This window comes from Geothrix alkalitolerans (assembly GCF_022808885.1).
Taxonomy (GTDB): Bacteria; Acidobacteriota; Holophagae; order Holophagales; family Holophagaceae; genus Geothrix; species Geothrix alkalitolerans.
The window spans coordinates 1-13,418 of record NZ_JAKZLE010000004.1; the positions used below are offsets into that span (position 1 = coordinate 1).

General features: G+C 50.5%; 14 protein-coding genes and 2 pseudogenes. All 16 read right to left on the minus strand.

What is annotated here, in order from left to right; all coding sequences use genetic code 11:
- Positions 1 to 32 precede the first annotated feature (32 nt).
- Positions 33 to 611 (minus strand): annotated as a pseudogene (locus tag MLJ35_RS09240) (DUF1287 domain-containing protein).
- A 1,192-nt stretch (positions 612 to 1,803) separates the two neighbouring features.
- Positions 1,804 to 2,244: a TonB family protein gene (locus MLJ35_RS09245; protein ID WP_243384102.1), complete on the minus strand. Its 441-nt coding sequence runs from the start codon at positions 2,242 to 2,244 to the stop codon at positions 1,804 to 1,806.
- 134 nt (positions 2,245 to 2,378) lie between these two features.
- On the minus strand, positions 2,379 to 3,086 hold the full coding sequence (locus MLJ35_RS09250) for a hypothetical protein (RefSeq protein ID WP_243384103.1): 708 nt from the start codon (positions 3,084 to 3,086) through the stop codon (positions 2,379 to 2,381).
- 136 nt (positions 3,087 to 3,222) lie between these two features.
- Positions 3,223 to 4,194 (minus strand): serine/threonine protein kinase, encoded by a 972-nt coding sequence (locus MLJ35_RS09255; protein WP_243384104.1) that lies wholly within the window; start codon positions 4,192 to 4,194, stop codon positions 3,223 to 3,225.
- Between the two features lie 136 nt (positions 4,195 to 4,330).
- Entirely contained in the window at positions 4,331 to 4,651 is a 321-nt protein-coding gene (locus tag MLJ35_RS09260) for a hypothetical protein (RefSeq protein WP_243384105.1), read from the minus strand.
- A 573-nt stretch (positions 4,652 to 5,224) separates the two neighbouring features.
- Positions 5,225 to 5,803, minus strand: a pseudogene (locus MLJ35_RS09265) (DUF1287 domain-containing protein).
- 169 nt (positions 5,804 to 5,972) lie between these two features.
- Positions 5,973 to 6,359, minus strand: coding sequence for a hypothetical protein (locus MLJ35_RS09270; protein WP_243384106.1), 387 nt, complete (start codon positions 6,357 to 6,359; stop codon positions 5,973 to 5,975).
- Positions 6,360 to 6,539: 180 nt separating this feature from the next.
- On the minus strand, positions 6,540 to 6,998 hold the full coding sequence (locus tag MLJ35_RS09275) for a hypothetical protein (RefSeq protein ID WP_243384107.1): 459 nt from the start codon (positions 6,996 to 6,998) through the stop codon (positions 6,540 to 6,542).
- Positions 6,999 to 7,150: 152 nt separating this feature from the next.
- On the minus strand, positions 7,151 to 7,834 hold the full coding sequence (locus tag MLJ35_RS09280; RefSeq protein WP_243384108.1) for a tetratricopeptide repeat protein: 684 nt from the start codon (positions 7,832 to 7,834) through the stop codon (positions 7,151 to 7,153).
- 163 nt (positions 7,835 to 7,997) lie between these two features.
- On the minus strand, positions 7,998 to 8,570 hold the full coding sequence (locus MLJ35_RS09285) for a hypothetical protein (RefSeq protein ID WP_243384109.1): 573 nt from the start codon (positions 8,568 to 8,570) through the stop codon (positions 7,998 to 8,000).
- Positions 8,571 to 8,712: 142 nt separating this feature from the next.
- Positions 8,713 to 8,943 (minus strand): hypothetical protein, encoded by a 231-nt coding sequence (locus tag MLJ35_RS09290; RefSeq protein WP_243384110.1) that lies wholly within the window; start codon positions 8,941 to 8,943, stop codon positions 8,713 to 8,715.
- Positions 8,944 to 9,369: 426 nt separating this feature from the next.
- The gene (locus MLJ35_RS09295) at positions 9,370 to 9,666 is read right to left on the minus strand and encodes a hypothetical protein (RefSeq protein WP_243384111.1); all 297 of its coding nucleotides are present in this window, start codon (positions 9,664 to 9,666) and stop codon (positions 9,370 to 9,372) included.
- Positions 9,667 to 9,817: 151 nt separating this feature from the next.
- A complete protein-coding gene (locus MLJ35_RS09300; RefSeq protein WP_243384112.1) occupies positions 9,818 to 10,216 on the minus strand; it encodes a hypothetical protein in 399 nt (132 codons plus the stop codon).
- A gap of 155 nt (positions 10,217 to 10,371) precedes the next feature.
- A complete protein-coding gene (locus MLJ35_RS09305) occupies positions 10,372 to 11,193 on the minus strand; it encodes a DUF2971 domain-containing protein (RefSeq protein ID WP_243384113.1) in 822 nt (273 codons plus the stop codon).
- A 147-nt stretch (positions 11,194 to 11,340) separates the two neighbouring features.
- Entirely contained in the window at positions 11,341 to 11,832 is a 492-nt protein-coding gene (locus MLJ35_RS09310; protein WP_243384114.1) for a YbjP/YqhG family protein, read from the minus strand.
- A 687-nt stretch (positions 11,833 to 12,519) separates the two neighbouring features.
- Positions 12,520 to 12,999, minus strand: a complete 480-nt coding sequence (locus tag MLJ35_RS09315) for a hypothetical protein (protein ID WP_243384115.1) — start codon at positions 12,997 to 12,999, stop codon at positions 12,520 to 12,522.
- Positions 13,000 to 13,418: the final 419 nt, after the last annotated feature.

The following is a 13,418-nucleotide window of genomic DNA, read 5'->3' on the forward strand; positions in this document are numbered from 1 at the left end:
CAATGCAGGCGGGGTCCGAGTTGAGCTACGGGTTAGGCCTTGGGATAGCGATAGTGGCCTGTGATTTTAAAATCGAAGAGACGATCTTCGAGCATGACACCCCAGCCGATGTTGTGGATGACGAGTGGAACACCTGCTTTTGATCGCTAATTCGAAACCAGGCCGATGTGAGGTACACCGGAAGTCAACTGCCAAGTGACAATGTCACCAGGTAGATAGTCGTTTGAATCTTTGGTGATGGGGATTGTTTGGCCGTGGCGCTTGAAGAAAGTTGCTAGGTTGGGAACCCGCCGGTGGTCGATGTTCTTGTCGGTGGACTTCATGTGCCAGGATTTTGGGTATTCATCCCAGGCGCTCGACATGTCTTGGTGAACAAGGACCTGGAGATCAACCCCAAACTTACGGTACGCCCGGATGATTACATCGGAGCATACGCCTCGATCCAGGGGGACATCGCCCCCTGGATAGTTGAGCTTTTGGTATCGGCTGTCGTAGTAACGCGTGACGCCGATTTGGGCTTTTGCAGCGTTGACCAAATCTTGTGCGGAAACCCCGGCCAGAAGACCCGATGAGCTAATCAGAATCAGAGCATGGGTTAGGTTTCGCATGATCATGTGGCCTAACGAACAAGGCTAACCGGCCACGCCTGCACCGAGACGACAAGCGGAGCCGAGGAAGCGGGAAGTTGAGAGAGAACGGAAGGCAATGCAGGCGGGGTCCGAGTTGAGCTAGGGGTTAGGCCGAAGCTTGCGGACCATCTTTTGAACAATAAGGATGGAAATATAGTACCAGAACGTAAAGAAGAACATGTGAAGAGTGAAACCTGGATGCTGGAAATAGAGGTCGTTGATATAAAATCCTGATGGCGCTGAATTATCGTTAATTACAGTTGTACCCTTGGAAAATGGAGGCGGATTGGGCAAATCTAGCGCGTGAGGGACATAGTAGAAGTTATCTGCAAATTTATTAAATTTAAATAAAGGTTTGGCGGTAAAGAATACTGGATAAGCCAGGCACCTAGCTGCACCTTTTATTACTGCGTCACCTGGAAATGAGGACCAAGATTTAAGTGCAGTGGCATAAACAAAAAAGGACAGTATGGAACATCGCAGGAGCAGTAACAGGTGAGAGAGGAGCAAAGCACCTGGCTTACTAGCTATGCGAATAGTCAGAAGAGGATGAGTTTCCAGCTTCATGGGAGACGAGCCTTCGAAAGAGGCCTAACGAATGAAGCTAACCGGCCGCGCCTGCGCCGAGGCGATGAACGGAGCCGAGGAAGCGAGAAGTTGAGAGAGAGCGGAAGACAATGCAGGCGGGGTCCGAGTTGAGCTAGGGGTTAGGCCTGCCTTCGAAATCTTGATACGAGTTTAACAATTAATAGAAGAATCGAAACTTGTATCACGGCACAAAATGTGATCCAGCCGAGTTGAACAAGAGGTTTTAAGAAGACGCCAGGCCATAGATCGCACATTTGTCTTAATGATGAAGATAATGGCATCGACCAAAGGGCTAAAAGAATATCGGGTAAGAGATGCTCTCTAGGCGAATTGAGGTATATCAGGTCGATGGACCAAGCCCACAGAATGAGGCCGAGTATTAGCGCCGCGTAGAGCCGAACGCACAGTCGTAGGATGGGCATGTGGCGAGGCCTAACGAATGAAACTAACCGGACCCGCCTGCACCGAGGCACTGAGCGAAGCCGAGGAAGCGAGAAGCTGAGAGAGAGCGGAAGGCAATGCAGGCGGGGTCCGAGTTGAGCGGAGGGTTAGGGGCCCCGGACGAGTCGTATCGTGACTTCAAAACCTAATTGAACTGAGTGTCCAAGCTGGGGCGAATCTCTACATTTCCTGGTTTTGAGAAGACAACAAATATTCTAAATTTTCGAGCTATCGGTTCCGTTGATTCAGTTGGGGGGAATTTCAGGGTTGAGCTCCAGGATATAGCCGTGGGAGCCAAGGAAGGATGATAGGCCGTAGATTTAAGTGAATTGGCCTTGGTGACTTTGCCAGAGGTATCGACCTCGAGAAGAACTTCTACCGGCCCAGAGAAACCTGCCATTTTTGAAAGAGTTGGGTAGGGCGGCGGGGTAGGCTTCCCCATTTTTGCCCACATCTCATTTGAAATATCTGTATATGCCTTCAGTTCTTCTGCACTTGGGCTGATTGAGTTGAATTTTGCTGTTTGAGAGAAGGCAGGCGTCGCACTTACGACAATGGACAATGCAACCCGGTGAGCGGAAAACATCGAGGGCTCCTAACGAATGAAGCTAACCGGACCCGCCTGCGCCGAGGCGCTGAGCGGAGCCGAGGAAGCGAGAAGTTGAGAGAGAGCGATAGGCAATGCAGGCGGGGTCCGAGTTGAGCGGAGGGTTAGGCCATTCAGGACGGACGCAGAAAACCGAACACATGGAACTTGGTGTAGATGACCCCATTGGCAGACCCTTGGAGAAGAATCCAGGGGTGGGGGTTAGCCTGGAGCTGCGATAGAGGGAGAGAAATGGTGCCTGCGGAACTACGCATGGCAGGAGTGACTTGCCATGATTTACCACGATCAAAGCTGATTGCAATTTCGGCGATGTTGGCATGAACACGCCAGGTGAAGCCCTGAGGTGGAGTTTCATCGCAGTCGAATTGAATTGAGGTGTTTGGCGCGGTGAACCGTTGCTCAGAAATGACCTGGCTACCCCGCAAAATGCGGTAGCCAATGCCCTGCCGATTGGAAGGGACCAGTGCGTACCAGGAGTGAGCAATATCCTTGTCGTTACGCGGCGTCCAGGCAAGGCTGCGCCGGACTTGGCATGTGGTCTTTATTGATTCGCCTGTGGAATAGAGATACTCAAGGACATACCCAGGTTGTGAATCGTTCAGTTGTCGAATGCCGTCAGTAGAAAACTCGAAGGTGGCTGAGTAGATCTCACTCTTACCAGACTCGTATAGAACCCCTTCAAGGGATATCGAATGAGCCGTGCCCAGGGCCAGTGACTCGTCTGATTGTGCCCTACCCGTTTGAACCTCTTGGCCGATGAGTAAAAATGCGGGATGAAGGCTCAGTGAGCAGCAAAAGAGAAGTGGAAGACAACTGCCCATGGAATGGCCTAACGAAAGAAGCTAACCGGCCCCGCCTGCACCGAGGCAATGAGCGGAGCCGAGGAAGCGAGATGTTGAGAGAGAGCGGTAGACAATGCAGGCGGGGTCCGAGTTGAGCGGAGGGTTAGCCCAGGGGTCAGACGTGATGTCCTGTGACGGCCGTAATTGCTGTACACAGATTTCTATGAATGTGGTTCAACTTTTGAAGGCATTGATATGCGGTTGGCCTTTTTGCCGGATCATCGTGTAACATTAAACCAACAAGTTCTGAAAGTTTGTCCCCTTCTGATCCAATAATTGGCTTAGTAACAAGCTTGATTGGGTCGGTGACTTTATCTGGTTGAATTTGTGGATTCTGGCCAGAAAGCATCTCATAAAGAACGGTTCCGAACTGGTATATATCACTGGCCGTAGTAATTGGATGTTTACGATTTATGGCCCTAGACACAAGTTCCGGTGTTCGATAGCGATAGGGCATTCCGGGCCATTGTGTGCCGGTAAGTGGATCTACATCATCATCATCAGCATGAGTGCCGTCGATTACTTTGATGAGACCGAAATCTGCTAATTTAGCACCGGCATCGCTGATTAAAATGTTTTCTGGTTTTATATCGCGATGAATTAGGGGAGAAGATAGTGTGTGAATTGCATTTAAGGCGGACATACAATTCATGGCAATTCTAATGGCAGAAAGTCGATCCAAGGCTTGAGTTGCAATTAATGTACGACATGTTTTCGGAATGTATTCAATAATGACGAATGGATATTCAATTTTATCAAATGATAAATATTTTCCCTCATCAAAGACGCGAATGATAGCTGGATGGTTTAAAGCTTTTAAGTGCTTTATTTCTTTTAAAAAAGCCAATAGACGACTAGGATTGCTCATTTTATGGAATACTTTAAGCACGAATTGCATGCCTTGATTGGACCCGGAAGAGCAGGTAACGAGAAATGCTGTTCCATTACCCCCCTTACCGATGAATCGATTATTATAATAATATGCAGTCTCGCTTTTAACAGATTTCAAGTGTTGAAGTGAAAAATTATCTCTAAACTCTGGAGATTCTTCTGCCGGTGATTTAGTGACACTTGGAGTATTGGACATTTAGAAATCTCCGATATCGGCTAACGAATGAAGCTAACCGGCCCCGCCTGCGCCGAGGCGCTGAGCGAAGCCGAGGTAGCGAGATGATGAGAGAGAGCGGAGGGCAATGCAGGCGGGGTCCGAGTTGAGCTGAGGGTTAGGCCGCCCGTGGTAGCAGAGGGTGGAATTGATCTTTCGAGTAGGTGAGTACGAAGATCGCATAACAATTACAGCTACCCACCGCAATCACTAGGCTGAATAGAGCCCAGAGAGGAATGTTGCGCCAAACACCCTCCATTGCAGCAAACGGACTCAGCACACCAAGCGGGATTATGACGAATAGTATCCACTGAATGGTGAGAGCCACCATCCGGGCGATGTTGGTCAGTCTCCAGAGTCCCAGGGCCAGCGGCAGCCAGAAAAATGCCCCCATTGCGCCGAATCCCCAGTGGCCCTTGAGCCCGAGGCGGATGCCCATGACCGCTTCGGCTAGATAAAAAGCGCAAAGCCCGACAATGGCTATCCGTAGGCCGATCCGGTTGGTTTGGGGAAGAATTGGCATGCGCGGCCTAACGAAACAGGCTAACCGGCCACGCCTGCGCCGAGGCGCCGAACGAAGCCGGGTAAGCAGGGAGATGAGAGGGAGCGAGAGGCAATGCAGGCGGGGTCCGAGTTGAGCTAAGGGTTAGGCGCTTACAGAGTTCTATTCAAGGCTCTTCAGCCAGACAATTGCCGAATCGACGTCGCTTAGGAAGGATCGGGAAAACTCCGGCGTTACCGAGTCTGTGGCATCCGATTCAGAGAGGGAGGAATCTCCCATCGCCTTTTGGTATGCATGGAATGCCGAAATCCCTTCCCCATTCTTTAGGTACCGGAGTGCCCAAATGGCTAACAGCTTAGATTTCTGGTGGTTGGACAAGGGAAACTCCGAGCGCCTAACGAATGAAGCTAACCGGACCCGCCTGCGCCGAGACGCTGAACGGAGCCGAGGAAGCGTGACGTTGAGAGAGAGCGGAAGACAATGCAGGCGGGGTCCGAGTTGAGCTACGGGTTAGGCCTTGGGATAGCGATAGTGGCCTGTGATTTTAAAATCGAAGAGACGATCTTCGAGCATGACACCCCAGCCGATGTTGTGGATGACGAGTGGAACACCTGCTTTTGATCGCTAATTCGAAACCAGGCCGATGTGAGGTACACCGGAAGTCAACTGCCAAGTGACAATGTCACCAGGTAGATAGTCGTTTGAATCTTTGGTGATGGGGATTGTTTGGCCGTGGCGCTTGAAGAAAGTTGCTAGGTTGGGAACCCGCCGGTGGTCGATGTTCTTGTCGGTGGACTTCATGTGCCAGGATTTTGGGTATTCATCCCAGGCGCTCGACATGTCTTGGTGAACAAGGACCTGGAGATCAACCCCAAACTTACGGTACGCCCGGATGATTACATCGGAGCATACGCCTCGATCCAGGGGGACATCGCCCCCTGGATAGTTGAGCTTTTGGTATCGGCTGTCGTAGTAACGCGTGACGCCGATTTGGGCTTTTGCAGCGTTGACCAAATCTTGTGCGGAAACCCCGGCCAGAAGACCCGATGAGCTAATCAGAATCAGAGCATGGGTTAGGTTTCGCATGATCATGTGGCCTAACGAACAAGGCTAACCGGCCCCGCCTGCACCGAGGCGATGAGCGAAGCCGAGGAAGCGAAATGAAGAGAAAGAGCGGAAAGCAATGCAGGCGGGGTCCGAGTTGAGCGAAGGGTTAGGCGCAGTTTAAATCAAAGGGCGAGATGGCGTGGTTAAGAAATCAGTGACCAGTCTCTATCCTTCTAGCTACTACGGCGCAAATCAGTGTGGCTGCCACGTAGGCCATTCCTGAAATGAAACTGAAATGAAAGAACAACCCTCCAACCGCAACCACAAAGGCCAACGTTCCAAAGTAGTACAAAACGAAAAGCAAGAATTTGAAATTTGATTGGCCCAAATTAACTTCAGTTGCTGGGTGAACAGCCAAACCACTAGTGACCAATACGGGAATCGCAAAGGCGAAACCATAAACGGTCACCAACAATGAATGATCAAGTTTTGGTAAGGTTGCGAGCTGGATAATTGTGGCTAGGCCAGCGGCAGCGAGACCGAAAGAAATGAGGTGCGCTATACCACGCCCGTTCTGTTCTTCTTGATCCGAAGTCATATCAATCCTTCAAGTGTGGAACTGAACGGTCGTTCGCGCCTAACGAAAAAAGCTAAGTGGCCGCGCCCGCACCGAGGCGACGAGCGGAGCCGGGATAGCGAGATGTTGAGAGAGAGCGAGAGGCAATGCAGGCGGGGTCCGACTTGAGCGAGGGGTTAGGCCATGAGCTAGGACGAACACCTAATAGTCTTTGAGAATTGAGGCCGCTGATTCGAATACAGAATCCTCAATTTTCTCTGGAGGGGAAACCGAAAAATCGACCTGACCTGAATCAAGAATGAGTTGATTGCCTTTGAGCGACTTCACCTCCGGATCGAGGTGGGAATACATGCCAACGAAGTGGAGTTGAGAATCGAAGATCAGCAAACGCTTGGTAGCGCGGTAGGACCGACCCCAAGTAGTAACGAAATTGACCAAATGATAGGAATGAGTGGATTTAGTTTGACCAAGGTAGCGAAATTCTTGTTCGTGGAATTCGCCTCTCTTCCACATAGGAACCTTCGCTGATTTAGCAACGCGCCAGAGCTGCACTACTAGAGGACGGGGACCAATAAGGTTGCGTCTTGAGGAGCCAGCAATAATTACGGAGCTTGCCACTGAGGCGAGGAAGAGAACTCGAATGAGCTTCCGACCGATCATCGAGTGGCCTAACGAAAGAAGCTAACTGGCCCCGCCTGCGCCGTGGCACTGAACGGAGTCGAGAAAGCGGGGAGATGAGAGAGGGCGGAAGACAATGCAGGCGGGGTCCGAGTTGAGCGATAGGTTAGGCGATGTAACACGCCAGCTATTATTTAGTTGGTTGTATTTTTAACCACAAAGCGACCATTTTGAATGGCCGTGAGAATTTCATCGGTGGATTTGTCACTTGGATTCGTGACTTTATATTGTTTGAAACAAGAAATAGCCTTGGATTTGTCGCCAAGTGCGAGGTAGGACATTCCTAAAGAGTAGTTCGCATCGGTAACACCAAGTGAAAGCGCTTTCTGAAGGTATGGGATTGCAAGTGCGGATCGACCAGAACCACCAAGGAAAACACCATACATAAAGTTCCCTTGAGGGTCGTCTGGGACCATTTTCAGGAGCCTTTCGAAACTATCGGAAGCTTTTTGCGCCTCGCCTTGGATATCAAGGTTGTGACCGATGCTGTGGAGCAGACCGCCCCTCCGGAGTAGTCCTGGAGTGGTATTTGGGTTAGCGAGAAGGATGTCAAAAAGCTTGGAAAGAACCTTCACATCCTCGGTGGCTCGGAGTTTGTCCTGTGGGGAGTCGAATTGTGTTGGGTAATTCCTGGCATGGTCAACAAGGTCAATAAGGATTTGATCAAGGTATTTGAGGTCGAAGCTCGCTTTCTTATTGGGAGAAGATTCTGGAGGGATCAGAAGGCGTTTGGGTTCATAGGTTCCATAGCTGCCTCCGAAGGCAGCTGCCAAAGGGTAACAAAGGATTAGGAAGGTACGAGCGATTTTAGTTTTCATGGTGACGCCTAACGAATGAAGCTAACCGGACCCGCCTACACCGAGACGAGGAGCGGAGCCGAGAAAGCGAGAAGTTGAAAGAGGGCGGAAGACAAGGCAGGCGGGGTCCGAGTTGAGCTAAGGGTTAGGTGGCGAGGTATGGCGGGTAGGGTTGGCACTAGGGTTACCGACTTTTATGGCGTTTGCGAGAAACCCGGGGCGGCTTCTTAAATTTTCGTGGAAGCTGCCCTCTGATCGCAATCAATCCATGGAGAAATATTGCGATTGGAGCCGATATGAGGATGAAAACTGTAAGCAAGGATGGCGGATAGGAATGAAGAGCCAGTTGCGTGTGAGCAAACAAGACCGGCAGTGAGAAACCAATCAAGGCCATGGATGGCCATCGATCTTGTATTTCACGCTTCTGGGCCGGCTTACGGAGTGCCAGTGCAATTGCGATCACAAAAATAATTGCGAAAGATACGGAAAGTTCAAAATTCTCAGGAGAGAAGAAGCCGAAAAGCACAGTCACCAGCGCTGCCAGTAATATGCCGAAGGCATAAACGAAGAGCATCAACCAGAACGCAGTTGGGTCATTCTCTCTATAGACCGTCCCACCTCTCATGGTGAAGTAGCCATTTCTAATAGCGTTTCGAAATGCGCTGGGGAAGAAGCATAGGACAGGAACGATTAGCAAGAAGGCGCAGCCTTGCGCATCGTTCGCCGGATTACTTCCATTGAGTACAGCGATGGTCAATGAGCCACCTAACGAATGAAGCTAACCGGACCCGCCTGCAGCGAGGCGCTGAACGGAGCCGAGGAAGCGAAATGAAGAGAAAGAGCGGAAGGCAATGCAGGCGGGGTCCGAGTTGAGCTAAAGGTTAGGCGCTCGGAATATTTCATTTTGTTTTGGCCCTAAATGCTAGAACAGTCGCGACGATGGCCAAAAAGAATGATGCAGCGAGAGAAACTTCAAAAGCATAGACATAGGGCTTGTGTGCATCGATGGTTTGGCTACTTGGGTTGGGACTCGAAGAGAACAAGTGTACAAAGCCGAATGCTAAGATCAGCAGGCTGACAACGAAAATGGCCTGAGCTAGGCGGGCAATTTGTTGTGCACGGCTCGTCATGTGCAGCGCCTAACGATCGAAGGTAACCGGCCCAACCGCAGCCGGCCGATGGGAGGGGAACGGAAATCCCAACCAACACGGGAGAGCGGAAAGCACGTGCGGTTGGGTCCGAGTTGAGCGCAAGGTTAGGCCGAGCCGTCAGCTCTGCCGTGGCATGAACCGAGGCGACGGGAAAACCAAGCGGAGATTGAAAAGAACGACCCGGGGCTTGCCACCATGAACGCACGCCCGCCCCAAACGCCCAAGCAAAACGGCCGAACAGGCGAATTTGCAGGCTGAACGGAAATCAGACAGGCCTGCTTCTCGAGGCCTAACGAATGAAGCTAACCGGACCCGCCTGCACCGAAGCGCCGAGCGAAGCCGAGGAAGCGAGATGTTGAGAGAGAGCGGAAGGCAATGCAGGCGGGGTCCGAGTTGAGCTGAGGGTTAGGCCGATGGTGAATTTTTATCGGGAAGGACGATGTAAAGGATGAGTGGAATGAGGCCCATGAGAAAACCCGATAGGGCGAACCAAGGGGATTGGCCAATGCGCCGGAGCGCAAGGGCAGCCATGAGATTTGTAAGTGCAAATCCAAGGCTGAAAATTGCCATCGCAATGCCCTTGTAGGGCGCGAGTTCACCGAACATATAAACGAAGGTGAGGCCAAAGGTCAGAAACAAGGTGACGACGAGCCCAACCAGATGAGCGATAAAGAAGGGCTGCTTGTATTTGCTGATGGTCATCGAGAGGCCTAACGAATGTGGCTAACCGGCCCCGCCTGCACCGAGGCGCTGAGCGAAGCCGGGATAGCGTGAAGCTGAGAGAGAGCGGAGGACAATGCAGGCGGGGTCCGAGTTGAGCTGAGGGTTAGGCGCAGTGGTGTGACGAGAAGGCTCATAGTGTATGCGCGGATTTGAGACCTTCAACGGATTCGGCGAATCGCTTTTCTTCGACTTGAAAGGCCGGTTGCTTTCTTAAATCCGTAGTCTTCTTCAGAGTCTCGCGAAACCAAAACCCAGCATTATCTGGATCAGTTGCATGTGCCTTAGCGTTATAGACCAAGCCAGCCAAGTCGTAATTCAGTTGGGATTTCGCTGCGCTGATATCTTGGCGCTCCAGCATTGCCAAGAGTTTTAAATCATTGTCGGCTGACATGAAATCGCGGGAAGCAAAGTCTTCCATGACCTCACGGTGGTGCTTTCTGGCGGAAATGGCATAGGTTCCAGCTGATCCGACGCCAATGCCAATCAACGCCGAGAGTAGGGGAATAGTCACTGACTTGGTGGGTTGCATGGGGCGCCTAACGAATGAAGCTAAGCGGCCACGCCTGCAGCGAGACGATGAGCGGAGCCGAGATAGCGAAATGCTGAGAGAGAGCGGAAGGCAATGCAGGCGGGGTCCGAGTTGAGCTAAGGGTTAGACCATGTATGGCAATTGCACGAATTATATCAAGGTTGGCGTAAGCGATGACATTCGAGTTGGTATTTAGAATCAGACATTTTCATTTCCAAAATTTGGGCTTTTGGAATTTTATTAAATACTTGTTTAATGATTCGATTTTTAAAATTGGGTGAAGCATGAGCGCCGATAAATATTTTTTTAATGCAATCATCTGGAATATCCACCAAATAAATAGGATAGCCAGATTTGTCCATGTTTGGAGGAACGGCTACGTCGGAGAAATTGCGGAAAATTCGGACTTCTTCCTCGTAAGCCCAATCCAGAGGTTTCTGACATAGAACTTTTGTGTAGGCATCATGTTCGTCAGGTTTAATAAGACTTCGTTGTGTTGTATAACTAACTAAATATGGGGAAGTGTCATGTTTGTCTGGAGATTTTTGCCTAAAAAATTTGTGCATTGAATCAAAGCCGATAACAAAACCTTTATGGCCATCGGCGTAATGGGACCACATTAGTAGATTGCTGAATGTTCGTGATAGTGAAAGGATTCCCAATTTTTCGTTAAGCTCATCCATGAGGCTAAGTCCAATGCGGTGAGGAGAAAGTCTTTCTTTGGCTTTATTCCTGATTTTTTGAACTGCACGTTGAAGCTTTTTTCGATTTTCGGGGGTCCTTTCGTGAAGCGGAATTCCGTTCCATAGATCCTTGGCTTCCTTTTTAATGTCTTCGAAAATATCGCCTGTTTTTGAGCTAACATCAATTAATGGCCTTGATTCGAACGGGTCGTTTAGGGACTTTGGTTGAGTAAATCGAATGGCCAATTTTTCCAGGACATCAATTCTTGCTTCAGGCAAATATTTGTAAAGCATGCGTGCCTCGAATGAGGGTCTAACGAATGAAGCTAACCGGCCCCGCCTGCACCGAGATGCTGAGCGGAGCCGAGGAAGCGAGATGAAGAGAAAGAGCGGAAGGCAATGCAGGCGGGGTCCGAGTTGAGCGGAGGGTTAGGCAGCTAGTCACTTGGATTCCATTTGCCGCTTTTCTTTTAGAGATTTAAGCATCTCCAGTATGTTCCAGCCGTCAGGGGAGTGGAAGTTAACAAACACCCAATGCCCACTGACCTTCGCTACCTCGGGGATGGCTGCTGTATCTGGAAACATTCTGCCTGCGCGGAATCGATGGACGTTCACTAAATACCGATCACCTTTCGATGTAGCCTTGCCTACCTTGTAATGAGCTTCTGGCCAGGCGCTTTGTAGGAATGGATCGCCGTCCAGTCCCACACTCACGCCGTTCGCTTTCGCCTGCGCCTCGAGGTCTTCCCGGAGTGCCAAAGCGAGTTCTGGGCTGAACGATTGGCTCTTGCGTTTCAGAGCGATCCCGAACGCTGGATCACCGTGGTTTTTGAGGGCAATTGGCGTGTACCAATCGTAGAACTGCTGAACGAATAACTTCGCGGATATTTGTTCATCCCCACCTTGCGCATGTATGGGCAGCGCGATGAGCATGATCCCAATGGCGTTAGCTATTCGATTCATAGCTGCCTAACGAATGGAGCTAACCGGCCCCGCCTGCGCCGAGGCGCTGAACGGAGTCGAGGAAGCGGGACGAAGAGAAGGAACGGAGGACAATGCAGGCGGGGTCCGAGTTGAGCTAGGGGTTAGGCCTCTCGGAGGATGAGGACGATGTACATACAGACCAATACCAATGCTATGAGCGCGGGCATATTTAGGAGCAGAATAAATTTACGACTCCAATATTTTCTCTTTATGAAAGTGAGAATCGGCAAACACAGTAATGCTGGCAAGCCCAAAATGAAACACGATGCGGTTGCTTCCCATGATTCGTTGTGAATTGGATTCCCGGAAAGTTTGAACCCAAACAATGTGGTAAAGGACATTAAGAGGGCTGATAGCCAGCACCAAACAGATAAGAAAATGGCGATGCCTTTCCATACTCTGTTGGTAGGGACCGATGAAGCTTTCCCAACATTGCTGACTGGGGGTGCGTACGGGTTGAGATTTTGATTCATGAGGAATTGCCCGCTGGGAGAGGCCTAACGAAAGAAGCTAAGCGGCCCCGCCTGCACCGAGGCGATGAGCGGAGCCGAGATAGCGGAATGTTGAGAGAGAGCGGGAGGCAATGCGGGCGGGGTCCGACTTGAGCGGAGGGTTAGGCGTACCGGCCCCGAAACCCTAATCAAGTTCATCGAATCTTGTTAGAACGAAGACCAATTCAGATCTTATAGCCCCTGGAACCACCAGGAACGCTAAGAAATCATGGTTTGGCTTCAAGTATTGCTTAACTTCAGGAATTAAAGAATCTTGGATTGGAATCCATTCCTTGATGCCCTTGGATGTAACCAGAATTTCTTGATGATATGTGGCGAAAAATTTAACAACATTTGGCAGTGCCTTCCATGAGATCTGAAGGCTCTTTAGTAGTTCAGCCTTTTGGCCGGTAATTGGACGCATTTCGCCTAGGTATGTTAGTTGAGTCTGATATTTGTGAATTTCAGTACACACATTAAGGTCTGATGCAGGATCAGCACAGGTTTTCCTCTCGAGGAGGATCTGACCAAACGGTCTTGGAAGGTATGCCGATGCATCTACCTGACCAGGCAGGCTTGTGCAGACCAGAGATAGTAGAAAGGTGAAAATCAATTGGGCGTTCATGACAACCATCCAGCATGAAGGTGGGGACGCCTAACGAATGAAGCTAACCGGCCACGCCTGCACCGATGTGATGAGCGGAGCCGGGATAGCGGAACGTTGAGAGAGAGCGAAAGGCAATGTAGGCGGGGTCCGAGTTGAGCGGAGGGTTAGGGCGACTCGGAATTTTCATTGTTTTGGAGTGGTACGGAGAAAAAGCCTGTAGATCTTGATGCAGCCCCATGCAACCAAAGGCTGGAGAAGGAGGAGCGTAACGGCAATACAGATTGTAAGAACTGTGGTGATTGGCCTGAGGCTCGGGATGAGAACGAGGAAGCATAGCAAGGCAAAGACTGTAAGCATGATGGAAATGAACCCAATAATGGATGCAGTTCTGCTGGTGATGCCGACCAAATAAAGAAGATCAGAGATGAAATCGGCTC

Bases quoted from the DNA above. Each gene is read 5' to 3' on its own strand.
- MLJ35_RS09300 (WP_243384112.1), bottom strand. From the start codon at position 10,216: ATGCAACCCACCAAGTCAGTGACTATTCCCCTACTCTCGGCGTTGATT.
- MLJ35_RS09310 (WP_243384114.1), bottom strand. From the start codon at position 11,832: ATGCTCATCGCGCTGCCCATACATGCGCAAGGTGGGGATGAACAAATA.
- MLJ35_RS09260 (WP_243384105.1), bottom strand. From the start codon at position 4,651: ATGGGCATCCGCCTCGGGCTCAAGGGCCACTGGGGATTCGGCGCAATG.
- MLJ35_RS09255 (WP_243384104.1), bottom strand. From the start codon at position 4,194: ATGTCCAATACTCCAAGTGTCACTAAATCACCGGCAGAAGAATCTCCA.
- MLJ35_RS09290 (WP_243384110.1), bottom strand. From the start codon at position 8,943: ATGACGAGCCGTGCACAACAAATTGCCCGCCTAGCTCAGGCCATTTTC.
- MLJ35_RS09295 (WP_243384111.1), bottom strand. From the start codon at position 9,666: ATGACCATCAGCAAATACAAGCAGCCCTTCTTTATCGCTCATCTGGTT.
- MLJ35_RS09315 (WP_243384115.1), bottom strand. From the start codon at position 12,999: ATGAACGCCCAATTGATTTTCACCTTTCTACTATCTCTGGTCTGCACA.
- MLJ35_RS09245 (WP_243384102.1), bottom strand. From the start codon at position 2,244: ATGTTTTCCGCTCACCGGGTTGCATTGTCCATTGTCGTAAGTGCGACG.
- MLJ35_RS09305 (WP_243384113.1), bottom strand. From the start codon at position 11,193: ATGCTTTACAAATATTTGCCTGAAGCAAGAATTGATGTCCTGGAAAAA.
- MLJ35_RS09275 (WP_243384107.1), bottom strand. From the start codon at position 6,998: ATGATCGGTCGGAAGCTCATTCGAGTTCTCTTCCTCGCCTCAGTGGCA.
- MLJ35_RS09280 (WP_243384108.1), bottom strand. From the start codon at position 7,834: ATGAAAACTAAAATCGCTCGTACCTTCCTAATCCTTTGTTACCCTTTG.
- MLJ35_RS09250 (WP_243384103.1), bottom strand. From the start codon at position 3,086: ATGGGCAGTTGTCTTCCACTTCTCTTTTGCTGCTCACTGAGCCTTCAT.
- MLJ35_RS09270 (WP_243384106.1), bottom strand. From the start codon at position 6,359: ATGACTTCGGATCAAGAAGAACAGAACGGGCGTGGTATAGCGCACCTC.